General features: G+C 59.9%; 13 protein-coding genes. 11 read left to right on the top strand and 2 right to left on the bottom strand.

What is annotated here, in order from left to right:
* The first annotated feature begins 143 nt into the window (after positions 1-143).
* From ssuE to NL123_RS01515, 6 genes are all read left to right on the top strand, one after another.
* Positions 144-737, top strand: a complete 594-nt coding sequence (gene ssuE, locus NL123_RS01490; protein WP_058426479.1) for an NADPH-dependent FMN reductase — start codon at positions 144-146, stop codon at positions 735-737.
* A gap of 96 nt (positions 738-833) precedes the next feature.
* A complete protein-coding gene (locus NL123_RS01495; RefSeq protein ID WP_248485207.1) occupies positions 834-1,802 on the top strand; it encodes a sulfonate ABC transporter substrate-binding protein in 969 nt (322 codons plus the stop codon).
* Positions 1,803-1,827: 25 nt separating this feature from the next.
* Positions 1,828-2,976: an FMNH2-dependent alkanesulfonate monooxygenase gene (ssuD, locus tag NL123_RS01500; protein WP_248485205.1), complete on the top strand. Its 1,149-nt coding sequence runs from the start codon at positions 1,828-1,830 to the stop codon at positions 2,974-2,976.
* 9 nt (positions 2,977-2,985) lie between these two features.
* Entirely contained in the window at positions 2,986-3,774 is a 789-nt protein-coding gene (gene ssuC / locus NL123_RS01505) for an aliphatic sulfonate ABC transporter permease SsuC (RefSeq protein WP_248485203.1), read from the top strand.
* The gene (gene ssuB, locus NL123_RS01510) at positions 3,771-4,577 is read left to right on the top strand and encodes an aliphatic sulfonates ABC transporter ATP-binding protein (RefSeq protein ID WP_010207344.1); all 807 of its coding nucleotides are present in this window, start codon (positions 3,771-3,773) and stop codon (positions 4,575-4,577) included. The genes ssuC and ssuB overlap by 4 nt, the downstream gene beginning before the upstream one ends.
* 28 nt (positions 4,578-4,605) lie before the next feature.
* Positions 4,606-4,821, top strand: a complete 216-nt coding sequence (locus tag NL123_RS01515; protein WP_003213899.1) for a TOBE domain-containing protein — start codon at positions 4,606-4,608, stop codon at positions 4,819-4,821.
* Positions 4,822-4,935: 114 nt separating this feature from the next.
* Here the strand turns inward: NL123_RS01515 and NL123_RS01520 are convergent, their stop codons facing one another.
* Both NL123_RS01520 and NL123_RS01525 read right to left on the bottom strand, forming a co-directional pair.
* Positions 4,936-5,565: a TetR/AcrR family transcriptional regulator gene (locus tag NL123_RS01520; RefSeq protein WP_494357093.1), complete on the bottom strand. Its 630-nt coding sequence runs from the start codon at positions 5,563-5,565 to the stop codon at positions 4,936-4,938.
* 245 nt (positions 5,566-5,810) lie between these two features.
* Positions 5,811-7,187 (bottom strand): glutamine synthetase family protein, encoded by a 1,377-nt coding sequence (locus NL123_RS01525; RefSeq protein WP_003213894.1) that lies wholly within the window; start codon positions 7,185-7,187, stop codon positions 5,811-5,813.
* A gap of 278 nt (positions 7,188-7,465) precedes the next feature.
* On the opposite strand from NL123_RS01525, the gene NL123_RS01530 reads away from it, so the two are divergent.
* The 5 genes from NL123_RS01530 to NL123_RS01550 all read left to right on the top strand — a co-directional run bounded on the left by NL123_RS01530 (position 7,466) and on the right by NL123_RS01550 (position 13,105).
* A complete protein-coding gene (locus NL123_RS01530; RefSeq protein WP_494357094.1) occupies positions 7,466-7,705 on the top strand; it encodes a hypothetical protein in 240 nt (79 codons plus the stop codon).
* A gap of 79 nt (positions 7,706-7,784) precedes the next feature.
* A complete protein-coding gene (locus NL123_RS01535) occupies positions 7,785-9,143 on the top strand; it encodes a glutamine synthetase family protein (protein ID WP_003176780.1) in 1,359 nt (452 codons plus the stop codon).
* Between the two features lie 58 nt (positions 9,144-9,201).
* Complete coding sequence (locus NL123_RS01540; protein ID WP_494357095.1) at positions 9,202-10,566, top strand: aspartate aminotransferase family protein; 1,365 nt, start codon at positions 9,202-9,204, stop codon at positions 10,564-10,566.
* A 197-nt stretch (positions 10,567-10,763) separates the two neighbouring features.
* Entirely contained in the window at positions 10,764-11,858 is a 1,095-nt protein-coding gene (locus NL123_RS01545; RefSeq protein ID WP_494358275.1) for a polyamine ABC transporter substrate-binding protein, read from the top strand.
* A 152-nt stretch (positions 11,859-12,010) separates the two neighbouring features.
* Complete coding sequence (locus NL123_RS01550) at positions 12,011-13,105, top strand: polyamine ABC transporter substrate-binding protein (RefSeq protein WP_248485196.1); 1,095 nt, start codon at positions 12,011-12,013, stop codon at positions 13,103-13,105.
* Positions 13,106-13,161 lie beyond the last annotated feature (56 nt).

The raw sequence follows: 13,161 nt of genomic DNA on the forward strand, positions 1-13,161 counted from the left end.
ATCTATAACTCTCATATGCATTTAGAGAATAAACAAATGAAAAAATAAGATTTATAGATATATGAATCTGCTGATAAGGTCTGTTCCATCTTGGCGCCATCGCCACACAGCGAACCGCCGACACCTGCTCAAGGAATTCCTGCATGTTGGTCGTAACACTTGGAGGCAGTCCCAGCCAGCGTTCGCGCTCCGGGGTGTTGCTGGATAAAACCCGTCAGTGGTTGCAAGACAAAGGCGTAGAAGTGGTGAGTTACCAGATACGGGACTTCCCGGCTGAGGACCTGCTGCATGCGCGCTTCGACAGCCCCAAGGTCATCGACCTGCTGCAGCAAGTCGCCAACGCCGATGGCCTGGTGATCGCCACGCCGGTGTACAAGGCCTCGTTCTCCGGCGCGCTGAAGACCGTGCTGGACCTGCTGCCTGAACGCGCCCTGGCCCACAAGATCGTGTTGCCGATGGCCACCGGCGGCAGCATCGCCCACATGCTGGCGGTGGACTACGCATTGAAGCCGGTGCTGTCGGCGTTGAAAGCCCAGGAGTTGCTCCACGGCATCTTTGCCGAAGACAGCCAGATCGCGTACGGCGAAGGCAGTGCCCAGGCGCAATTGGTGCCGGTACTTGAACAGCGTTTGCACGAAGCCCTGGAAACACTTTACGGCGCCATGGCCCGTCGCCCGAAACCGCTGGACCCCCACGTGTTGAATGAACGTCTGTTGAGTGCTCGCTGGAGCATCTGAGCCTCACCGATATAAAAGAAACACTCACCTTACTCAGCCGCCAACGGCCAAGCAGGTGCAGCCAAAACCCCTAATCGCATTTTTGGAGAGAGCGCCATGCGCACTGTCATCTTGCGTCGTGGTCTGGTCGCACTGTTTGCTGCGGCTGTGTCCTTCGGCGCCATTGTTCAAGCTCAAGCGGCCGAGACCCTGCGGATCGGCTATCAGAAATACGGCACGCTGGTGCTGCTCAAGGCCAAGGGCACCCTGGAAAAACGCCTGGCGGCCCAAGGCGTCAACGTGCAATGGACCGAGTTCCCTGGCGGCCCCCAGTTGCTTGAAGGCCTGAATGTCGGCTCCATCGACTTCGGCGTGACCGGCGAAACCCCGCCGGTGTTCGCCCAGGCCGCCGGCGCCGACCTGCTCTACGTAGCCTACGAACCACCGGCGCCGACCAGTGAAGCGATCCTGGTGCCGAAAGACTCACCGATCAAATCCGTGGCCGAGCTCAAGGGCAAAAAAATCGTGCTCAACAAAGGCTCCAACGTGCACTACCTGTTGGTACGTGCCCTGGAAGACGCCGGCCTGAAATACACCGACGTGCAGACCGTGTTCCTGCCGCCCGCCGATGCCCGTGCCGCTTTCGAGCGTGGCAGCGTGGACGCCTGGGTGATCTGGGACCCGTACCAGGCCGCCGCCGAGAAACAGCTGCAAGCCCGCACCCTGCGTGATGGTACCGGTATCGCCGACAACCATCAGTTCTACCTGGCGACCAAGCCCTACGCCGAACAACATCCAGAAGTGATCAAGGCGCTGGTGGAAGAAGTGCGCGCCGTGGGCGAATGGTCCAAGGCCAATCCCCAGGAAGTCACCGAACAAGTCGCACCGCTGCTCGGTCTGCCGGCTGACATCACCCTGACCTCGGTGAAGCGCCAAGGCTATGGCGCATTGTTCCTGACCCCGGAAGTGGTCGCCGCCCAACAGAAAATCGCCGACAGCTTCTACCAACTCAAATTGATCCCCAAACCCTTGAGCATCAAGGACGTGATCTGGACGCCACCCGCCGCCGTTGCCAAAGCGCCGTAATCCGACTTCTTCAGGAGACAACTCCATGAGCCTCAATATTTTCTGGTTCCTGCCTACCCACGGCGACGGCCACTACCTTGGCACCGCCGAAGGCGCTCGCGCCGTTGACCACGGTTATTTGCAGCAAGTTGCCCAGGCCGCCGACCGCCTGGGCTTCGGCGGGGTGCTGATCCCGACCGGGCGCTCCTGCGAAGACTCGTGGCTGGTGGCCGCTTCGCTGATCCCGGTGACCCAGCGTTTGAAATTCCTTGTCGCGCTGCGCCCCGGGATCATTTCCCCGACGGTGGCCGCGCGTCAGGCCGCGACCCTGGACCGCCTGTCTGGCGGGCGTGCGTTGTTCAACCTGGTCACCGGCGGTGATCCGGAAGAGTTGGCCGGCGATGGCTTGTTTCTCAGCCATGAAGAGCGTTATCAAGCCTCGGTGGAATTCACCCGCATCTGGCGGCGTGTGCTGGAGGGCGAGACCGTGGATTACGACGGCGCGCACATCAGCGTCAAAGGCGCCAAGCTGCTTTATCCGCCAATCCAGCAACCGCGTCCGCCACTGTACTTCGGCGGTTCCTCCGAAGCGGCCCAGGACCTGGCAGCCGAGCAGGTGGAAATGGTGCTGACTTGGGGCGAGCCACCGGCCGCTGTCGCGGAAAAAATCGAACAGGTACGGGCCAAGGCCGCCAAGCTCGGGCGTACCGTGCGCTTTGGTATCCGCCTGCATGTGATCGTGCGTGAAACCAACGAAGAAGCATGGAAGGCCGCCGACAAACTGATCTCCCACCTTGACGACGAGACCATCGCCCGTGCCCAGGCCTCCCTGGCACGCTTTGATTCCGTCGGCCAGCAACGCATGGCGGCGTTGCACGGTGGCAACCGCGACAACCTCGAAGTCAGCCCCAACCTGTGGGCCGGTGTCGGCCTGGTGCGTGGTGGTGCGGGCACCGCGCTGGTCGGCGATGGCCCGACCGTGGCGGAGCGCGTCAAGGAATACGCGGCGCTGGGTATCGATACATTCATCTTCTCCGGTTATCCACACCTGGAAGAGTCGTATCGCGTCGCCGAGTTGCTGTTTCCGCACCTGGATATCGAACGTCCCGAGCTGCCGAAAAGCGCCGGCTACGTCAGCCCGTTCGGCGAGATGGTGGCCAACGACATCCTTCCCAAAGCTGCGTCGCAGAGCTGAGGCCGCACCATGAGCTATGAAAAACTAAGCCACCGTGTGGCGCCCTGGATTCTGCCGGTGCTATTGCTCGCGGTGTGGCAGTTGTCGGTGTCGGCGGGCTGGTTGTCGACCCGTATCCTGCCGGCGCCTAGTGCCGTGATTGCGGCCGGTGTGCATCTGGTTGCCAGCGGTGAAATCTGGACGCACCTGGCGATCAGTGGCTGGCGTGCCGGCCTGGGGTTTGTGATCGGCGGCAGCATCGGCCTGGTCCTGGGCTTTATCACTGGTCTGTCGAAGTGGGGCGAACGCCTGCTGGACAGTTCGGTGCAGATGATCCGTAACGTGCCGCACCTGGCGCTGATTCCGCTGGTGATCCTGTGGTTCGGCATTGATGAGACGGCGAAGATTTTCCTGGTCGCCCTCGGCACGCTGTTTCCGATTTATCTCAACACCTACCACGGCATTCGCAACGTCGACCCGGCGTTGGTAGAGATGTCGCGCAGCTACGGCTTGTCCGGGTTCAGCCTGTTCCGCCAGGTGATCCTGCCGGGCGCGCTGCCGTCGATCCTGGTGGGCGTACGCTTTGCCCTGGGCTTCATGTGGCTGACGCTGATTGTGGCGGAAACCATCTCGGCCAGCTCGGGCATCGGCTACCTGGCGATGAACGCCCGGGAATTTCTGCAAACCGACGTGGTGGTATTGGCCATCGTCATGTACGCCATCCTCGGCAAACTCGCCGACCTGGCCGCTCGTGGCCTGGAGCGTGTATGGCTGCGCTGGCACCCGGCGTATCAAGTGAATAAAGGAGGTGCGGCATGACAGCTCAACAACCCCCGCGCCTGCTCAAGGGGATCCCCCTGGCAGTACGCAAGTTGCGCAAGGCCTTTGGCGCGCGCGAAGTGCTCAAGGACATCGACCTGCACATTCCGGCCGGCCAATTCGTGGCGGTGGTCGGTCGCAGTGGCTGCGGTAAAAGTACCTTGCTGCGTCTGCTGGCCGGGCTGGACAAAGCCAGCGGCGGCGAGCTGCTGGCCGGTTCCGCACCGCTGAGCGAAGCGATTGAAGACACGCGGTTGATGTTCCAGGAAGCGCGCCTGCTGCCGTGGAAAAAGATCATCGACAACGTCGGCCTGGGCCTCAAGGGCGACTGGCGCCCCAAGGCGTTGGAAGCCCTGGAAGCGGTCGGCCTGGCTGAACGTGCCAACGAGTGGCCGGCGGCGCTGTCCGGTGGGCAGAAACAACGCGTGGCCCTGGCCCGTGCGCTGATCCACCAACCGCGCCTGCTGTTGCTGGACGAACCGTTGGGCGCGCTGGACGCCCTGACCCGCATCGAGATGCAGCAACTGATCGAAAACCTCTGGCAGAAGCACGGCTTCACCGTGTTGCTGGTGACCCATGACGTCAGCGAGGCCGTGGCGATTGCCGATCGGGTGATCCTGATCGAAGACGGCGAGATCGGCCTCGACCTGATCGTCGACCTACCGCGCCCGCGTGCCCGGGGCTCACATCGCCTGGCCGCGCTGGAAGCCGAAGTGCTCAACCGCGTGCTGTCCCTGCCGGGCTCGCCGCCGGAACCCGAACCTGTTTCACCGCTGCCTACGCAATTGCGTTGGGCTCAATAACTCACTCGTCCCCTGAAGGAAGAACACCATGACTATTAAAGCCATCAACGTGCGTAACCAATTCAAAGGCACCATCAAGGAAATCGTCGAAGGCGACGTGCTGTCGGAAATCGACGTGCAGACCGCGTCCGGTATTGTCACCTCCGTGATCACCACCCGCTCGGTCAAGGAGCTGGAACTGGTGATTGGCAGCGAAGTGATTGCCTTCGTGAAGTCCACCGAGGTGTCGATCGCCAAGTTGTGATGGCGCTTGAGACCGCCATCGGGTGCAAGCCCCCTCCCACACTTTGATTTGTGAATACATTCAAAATGTGGGAGGGGGCTTGCCCCCGATGAGGCCGGCCCGGCCCCCACAAAATTAACGCTTGGGCAGGTAGGGCGGCAGGTACAGCCCCACATAGGCATCAAACACCCGCATCCCCTCCTGCGCCATACGCGGCGTGATCAGCCCATGCTGATGCACCGAGCGCGCATACACGCGGTCGCTCAGCTCCAGCGCCAGGGCAAATACATCCACATCCTTCGGTAGCGTCGGCACTTCAAAGTGACGGTTGAACACGGTGAGCATCAGGTCGCCCAGCTCCAGATCATGCTGACGATCCGCCTGGGTTACTTCAGTCAGCCCATGCTGCGCCAGGATCAGCTGACGCGCGGCGGCGTCGTGCTCGTAGATGCTGAGCATGCGCTGTTCAACGATGCAGGACAGGTCGCGCCAGTGCTTGAGTGAGTCATGCTCGATGGGCGCCTGAATCGCCGCCCGGAAAGCGGCGTGTACATCGGCGGTCAGGGCTTCCAACAGCGCCGGCACGCCGGCGAAGAAGTGATACACCGACGACGGCGGAATCTGCGCTCGCTCGGCCACGCCGTAGATCGACAAACCCGCCACGCCTTCGGCGGCCAGCAAGGTGCGGGCGGCGTCAAGGATCGCATCGATCCGGGCCTGGCTGCGGGCGCGGGGTTTGCGGAGGGGGGCGGGGCGGGTGTTCATGGAAGTCTCCTACAAGGCTGAGCGCATTGTACGCAGAGCATAAGGATGATCCATACCTGTGAGGCGACTGTGTAGGTGTGGCGAGCGGGCTTGCCCTGCGTTGGGCCGCGCAGCGGCCCCAATAAAAACGCCGAGTTCTTTCTGAAAGAACTCGGCGTCTGGATTCAGGGCTGCTTCGCAGCCCAACGCAGGGCAAGCCTGCTCGCCACAACAAGCCCGCTCAGCACATTTACAGCCGCAACCGCTTACACGGTATGCAGGTACCAGTTGTACTCAAGGTCGGAGATGGAGTGTTCGAACTCCTCCAGCTCACTTTCCTTACAGGCGACGAAGATATCGATGTATTTAGGATCGATGTACTTGGCCATCACCTCGCTGTCGTCCAACTCGCGCAATGCATCGCGCAGGTTGTTCGGCAGGCTCTGTTCGTTCTGCTCGTAGCTGTTGCCTTCCACCGGTGCGCCAGGCTCGATCTTGTTGGTCAGGCCGTGGTGCACGCCTGCCAGGACCGAAGCCATCAGCAGATAAGGGTTGGCGTCGGCGCCGGCCACGCGGTGTTCGATACGTACGGCATCGGACGAGCCGGTCGGTACGCGAATCGCCACGGTGCGGTTGTCCAGGCCCCAGCACGGCGAGTTCGGCACGTAGAACTGTGCGCCGAAACGACGGTAGGAGTTGACGTTGGGGCACAGGAACGCCATCTGGGCGGGCAGGGTCTCGAGCACACCGCCGATCGCGTGACGCAATGCGGCGTTCTGCTCGGGATCCTCGCTGGCAAAAATGTTCTTGCCGTCTTTGTCCAGGATCGAGATGTGTACGTGCAAACCATTGCCTGCCTGGCCTGGGTAAGGCTTGGCCATGAAGGTGGTGTCCATCTCATGGTCGTAGGCGATGTTCTTGATCAGGCGCTTGAGCAGTACCGCGTAGTCGCAGGCCTTGATCGGGTCGGCCACGTGGTGCAGGTTCACTTCGAACTGCGCCGGGGCACTTTCCTTGACGATGGCGTCGGCCGGGATGCCTTGCTCTTTCGCACCTTCCAGGATGTCCTGGAGGCAGTCGACGTATTCGTCGAGGTCGTCGATCAGGTAGACCTGTGTCGAGTGCGGGCGTTTGCCGGAGATCGGCGAGCGGGGCGGTTGTGGGCGGCCGTTCACGTTCTCCTGGTCGATCAGGTAGAACTCAAGCTCGAAGGCGGCGCAGATGGTCAGACCGAGGTCGTCAAATTTGCTTACAACTTGGCGGAGCACTTCGCGCGGATCGGCGAAGAAAGGTTCACCTTCAAGTTCGTGCATGGTCATCAGCAATTGCGCGGTAGGGCGCTTTTGCCAGGGTTCATTGCACAGGGTGTCGGGGATCGGATAACAGATTCGGTCAGCATCACCGATGTCCAGGCCCAGGCCGGTGCTTTCCACCGTAGAGCCGTTGATATCCAGGGCAAATAAAGAGGCAGGCAGGTTAATGCCCTTCTCGTAAACCTTGTGGAGGCTGGTGCGTTCGATGCGCTTGCCGCGCACCACACCATTCATATCCGCAATTAGAAGGTCTACGTACAGAACCTCAGGATGATCCTTAAGGAACGCGTTCGCTTCGTTAAGCTGAACGGCACGCGGGGGTACCGACATGATGCAACACCTTTGTTGTTAAAAATATCAATCATTGATCTTTTCTGGTTTCAGTCAACCCGAACGGCATGCCGAAGTCAAGCGAGGCCTTTTTTGCCCTAAAAAAGCGCCACGAAGGCTTTTTTGGGGCCTTTTGGGGCGGTTTTTTGGGTTTGAACGGCTTAGGACTCGCAGGCTTGAGCGGGCCGTGTTGTATTTTTTACGGGGGTGTTGTGTAAAAAAATGAACAAGGCTAAGCTCGATTCAAACCCATAACAGCAATAATACCGGGGTGCTTCATGTTTCACCTGCCGCCCAACGGCGTCTTGGCCTGCTTCAGCAAGGCTGTGTCATCCGTACATTCCTCCCGCGTGATAGCGCGCTCCCCGGCCAATATTCTTGACGCCCGGGCCGACCTCTTCTTTGCCTCTTCATCTGCCACCGAACAGCGTGCGCCCAGCATGCTGCTCAAGATTGCGCACAACTTTGGCGTGAGGAATGCAACGCAGCAGCAAATGGCAGGTAAGCTCCTACCCTGAACGAAAAAACGACGCGGATGCTGCGTCAAACAACGCCTGGCCTTTAATGGATGCCAGGAAACCCAGCCCAGAGGCATTTATGAGTAACAACCTCGACCAGCTCACCGATTGGTTGAAAGACCACAAGATCACAGAAGTCGAATGCATGATTGGCGACCTCACCGGTATCACCCGGGGCAAGATCTCGCCGACCAACAAGTTCATTGCCGAAAAGGGCATGCGCCTGCCCGAAAGCGTTCTGCTGCAGACCGTGACCGGCGACTATGTCGAAGACGACATCTATTATGAATTGCTCGACCCGGCCGACATCGACATGATCTGCCGCCCCGACCAGAACGCCGTGTTCCTGGTGCCATGGGCCATCGAGCCGACCGCCCAGGTGATTCACGACACCTACGACAAGCAAGGCAACCCCATCGAGCTGTCGCCGCGCAACGTGCTCAAGAAAGTCCTCAAGCTCTACGCTGACAAAGGCTGGCAGCCCATCGTGGCGCCGGAGATGGAGTTCTACCTGACCAAACGCTGCGAAGACCCGGACTTCCCGCTGCAACCGCCGATTGGCCGTTCCGGCCGCCCGGAAACCGGTCGCCAGTCCTTCTCTATAGAAGCCGCCAACGAATTCGACCCGCTGTTCGAAGACGTTTACGACTGGTGCGAACTGCAGGAGCTGGACCTCGACACCCTGATCCACGAAGACGGCACGGCCCAGATGGAAATCAACTTCCGTCACGGCGATGCCCTGTCCCTGGCCGACCAGATCCTGGTGTTCAAGCGCACCATGCGCGAAGCCGCGCTCAAGCACGACGTGGCCGCCACCTTCATGGCCAAGCCGATGACCGGTGAGCCCGGCAGCGCGATGCACCTGCACCAGAGCATCATCGACATCGCCACCGGCAAGAACGTCTTCTCCAATGAAGACGGGACCATGAGCCAGCTGTTCCTCAACCACATTGGCGGCCTGCAGAAGTTCATCCCTGAACTGCTGCCGCTGTTTGCTCCCAACGTGAACTCATTCCGCCGCTTCCTGCCCGACACCTCGGCGCCGGTGAACGTGGAATGGGGCGAAGAAAACCGCACCGTCGGCCTGCGCGTACCGGATGCCGGCCCGCAGAACCGCCGTGTGGAAAACCGCCTGCCGGGCGCCGACGCCAACCCGTACCTGGCGATTGCCGCCAGCCTGTTGTGCGGCTACATCGGCATGGTCGAAGGCCATAATCCGAGCGCGCCGGTGGTGGGCCGTGGTTACGAGCGGCGCAACCTGCGCCTGCCGTTGACCATCGAAGACGCCCTGGAGCGCATGGAAAACAGCAAGACCATCGAGAAATACCTGGGTCAGAAATTCATCACAGGCTACGTCGCGGTCAAGCGGGCCGAGCATGAAAACTTCAAGCGCGTGATCAGTTCGTGGGAGCGGGAATTCCTGCTCTTTGCCGTCTGATGCGCCGGGCGCGCTGTGGGAACAGCGCGCCCTCACCTGAAAAGTCTAGGAGATTGGTATGTCCAGCAACAACCCGCAAACCCGTGAATGGCAAGCCTTAAGCAGTGATCACCACCTGGCGCCGTTCAGCGACTTCAAGCAATTGAAAGAGAAAGGCCCGCGCATCATCACCAAAGCCCACGGCGTTTATCTGTGGGACAGCGAAGGCAACAAGATCCTCGACGGTATGGCCGGCCTGTGGTGCGTGGCGATCGGTTATGGTCGCGATGAACTGGCTGACGCCGCCGCCAAGCAAATGAAAGAACTGCCGTACTACAACCTGTTCTTCCAGACCGCACACCCGCCGGTGCTGGAACTGGCCAAGGCCATTTCCGACATCGCACCTGCCGGCATGAACCACGTGTTCTTCACCGGTTCCGGCTCCGAAGGCAACGACACCATGTTGCGCATGGTCCGCCACTACTGGGCGATCAAGGGCCAGCCGAACAAGAAAACCATCATCAGCCGCAAGAATGGCTACCACGGCTCCACGGTGGCCGGCGCCAGCCTGGGCGGCATGACCTATATGCATGAACAGGGCGACTTGCCGATCCCGGGCATCACCCACATCGCCCAGCCGTACTGGTTTGGCGAAGGCGGCGACATGAGCCCGGAAGAGTTCGGCGTGTGGGCTGCCAACCAGCTGGAAGAAAAGATCCTGGAACTGGGCGTGGACAACGTCGGCGCCTTTATTGCCGAACCGATCCAGGGTGCCGGCGGCGTGATCGTTCCGCCAGACACCTACTGGCCGCGCATCAAGGAAATCCTCGCCAAGTACGACATTCTGTTTATCGCCGACGAAGTGATCTGCGGTTTCGGCCGTACCGGTGAGTGGTTCGGTAGCGATTTCTACGACCTCAAGCCGCACATGATGACCATCGCCAAGGGCCTGACTTCGGGCTACATCCCCATGGGTGGCCTGATCGTGCGCGATGACGTGGTGGCGGTGCTCAACGAAGGTGGTGATTTCAACCACGGCTTCACCTACTCCGGTCACCCGGTGGCCGCTGCAGTGGCCCTGGAAAACATCCGTATCATGCGCGATGAGCAAATTGTTAAGCGTGTGCACGACGAAACGGCACCGTATTTGCAGAAACGTCTGAGGGAATTGGCGGACCATCCGCTGGTGGGCGAAGTGCGCGGCGTGGGCATGCTCGGTGCCATTGAACTGGTGCAGGACAAGGCCACCCGCAAACGCTACGAAGGCAAGGGCGTCGGCATGATCTGCCGCACGTTCTGCTTCGAAAATGGCCTGATCATGCGCGCCGTGGGCGACACCATGATCATTTCGCCGCCGCTGGTGATCAGCAAGGCAGAAATCGACGAGCTGGTGACCAAGGCTCGGCAGTGCCTGGACCTGACTTTGGCGGCATTGCAGGGCTAAGTGCTAGGCTCAGAACGCAGCAGCTTTCGGGCGCTGCGTCCCTGGGCAGTTATAAGTGAGGCTTTGGTTGAAAGCCGGCCTCGGAACTTGCCAGACTGTCGCCCTGTTTTGTTGCCCTTTGGCTGGGCTACTCAACATAAAAAGCTTGTGGCCCAAAAAAGAAAAAATTGGAGCATCACCAAATGAAGGCATTAGGTTTGAAGAACGCTGGCAAGACCCTCCTCGCCTTGTCCCTGATGGGCGCAATGGCGGGCGCGGCCCAGGCAGACGATAAAGTGCTGCACGTCTACAACTGGTCCGACTACATTGCACCGGACACCATCGCCAACTTTGAAAAAGAGTCGGGCATCAAGGTGGTGTACGACGTTTTTGACAGCAACGAAACCCTGGAAGCCAAGTTGCTGGCAGGCAAGTCCGGTTACGACATCGTCGTGCCGTCGAACAACTTCCTCGCCAAGCAGATCAAGGCCGGCGTTTACCAGGAGTTGGACAAGTCCAAGCTGTCCAACTACGACAACCTGAACAAATCCCTGCTTAAAGCCGTGTCGGTCAGCGACCCGGACAACAAGCACGCCTTCCCGTACATGTGGGGTTCGATCGGCATCGGCTACAACCCGGAGAAGGTCAAGGCCGCGCTGGGCGTGGACAAGATCGATTCGTGGGACGTGCTGCTCAAGCCTGAGAACATCGCCAAGCTGAAAAGCTGCGGCGTGAGCTTCCTCGATTCGCCAACCGAAATGCTGCCGGTGGCGCTGCATTACCTGGGCCTGCCGACCGACAGTCAGAAGAAGGCTGACCTGAAACAGGCCGAAGACCTGTTCCTGAAGATCCGCCCTTCAATCGGCTACTTCCACTCGTCCAAGTACATCTCCGACCTGGCCAACGGCAACATCTGCGTCGCCGTGGGTTACTCGGGTGACATCCAGCAGGCCAAGTCCCGTGCGGCTGAAGCCGGTGGCAAGGTCAAGGTGGCCTACGACATTCCGAAAGAAGGCGCTGGCAGCTTCTTCGACATGGTCGCCATCCCTAAGGATGCCGAAAACGTCGACGCGGCCTACAAGTTCATGAACTACCTGCTCAAGCCGGAAGTCATGGCCAAGATCACCGATAGCGTGCGCTTCCCGAACGGTAACGAGAAGGCCACCGCACTGGTCGACAAAGACATCACCAGCGACCCGGGCATCTACCCGCCAGCGGATGTGCAGGCCAAGCTCTACGCGATTGCCGACCTGCCGGCTGCAACCCAGCGTGAAATGACACGCAGCTGGACCAAGATCAAATCGGGCAAATAAGCCCTGAAACCTGTGGAGGGGCAGTTTGACTGCCCCTCTCACAAATTAAATGACAGAAAGTTTTGCCGGATCGGTTTATCGAGGGTAAGTTGCGCGCCGGTTTTGTTGCCGGGCAACAACTTTAAGGCCCAACTATTTAAGAGGACCTCCACTTGCCAATTTCTTTATTTCGCAAAGCCTTGCTGGTGGGTGCAGGTATCACGCTGACGTTGAGCGTGCAGGCCGCACCGACTGTGCATATTTATAACTGGTCGGATTACATCGGCGCCGACACCCTGGCCAACTTCGAAAAGGCCAGCGGCATCAAGCCCGTGTATGACGTGTTTGACTCCAACGAAACCCTGGAAGGCAAGCTGCTGGCCGGGCGTACCGGCTACGACGTGGTGGTGCCGTCCAACCACTTCCTGGGCAAGCAGATCAAGGCCGGGGCATTCCAGAAACTCGACAAGTCACTGCTGACGAATTACGCCAACCTCGACCCGGCGCTGCTCAAGCGCCTGGAAAAGAACGACCCGGGCAACCAGTACGCCGTGCCGTACCTGTGGGGCACCAACGGCATTGGCTACAACGTCGATAAAGTGAAGGAAGTGCTGGGCATCGACCATATCGACTCCTGGGCCGTGCTGTTCGAGCCTGAGAACATGAAGAAGCTGGCGACCTGCGGCGTGTCGTTCATGGACTCGGCGGATGAAATGCTGCCGGCAGTGCTCAACTACATGGGCCTGAACCCCAACAGCGAGAACCCGGAAGACTACAAGAAGGCCGAAGCCAAGCTGCTCAAAGTGCGGCCCTACGTGACCTACTTCCATTCTTCCAAGTACATATCGGACCTGGCCAACGGCAACATCTGTGTGGCCGCCGGGTTCTCCGGCGATGTGTTCCAGGCCAAGGCTCGCGCAAGCGAAGCGGGCAAGGGCGTGAACATCGCCTACGCGATTCCGAAGGAAGGCGGCAACCTGTGGTTCGACGTGCTGGCCATCCCCAAGGATGCCACCAACGTCAAAGAGGCCCACGCCTTCATCAACTATTTGCTGCAACCTGAGGTGATCGCCCAGGTCAGTGATTACGTCGGTTACGCCAACCCTAACCCAGGGGCGGACAAACTGATGAAGCAATCGATACGCACGGACGAAGCGGTTTACCCACCGCAGGCGGTACTCGACAGGACCTTCGTCAACTTCGAGCTACCCCCGAAAGTGCAACGCTTGATGACCCGTAGCTGGACCAAGGTCAAGACGGGCAAGTAAGGCTCAAACTATCCAAGGCAGGCCCGCATTGGGTCCGCTGCACTCTTTTTTTTCTG

The sequence above is a fragment of the Pseudomonas sp. FBCC-B1565 genome, from assembly GCF_059133265.1.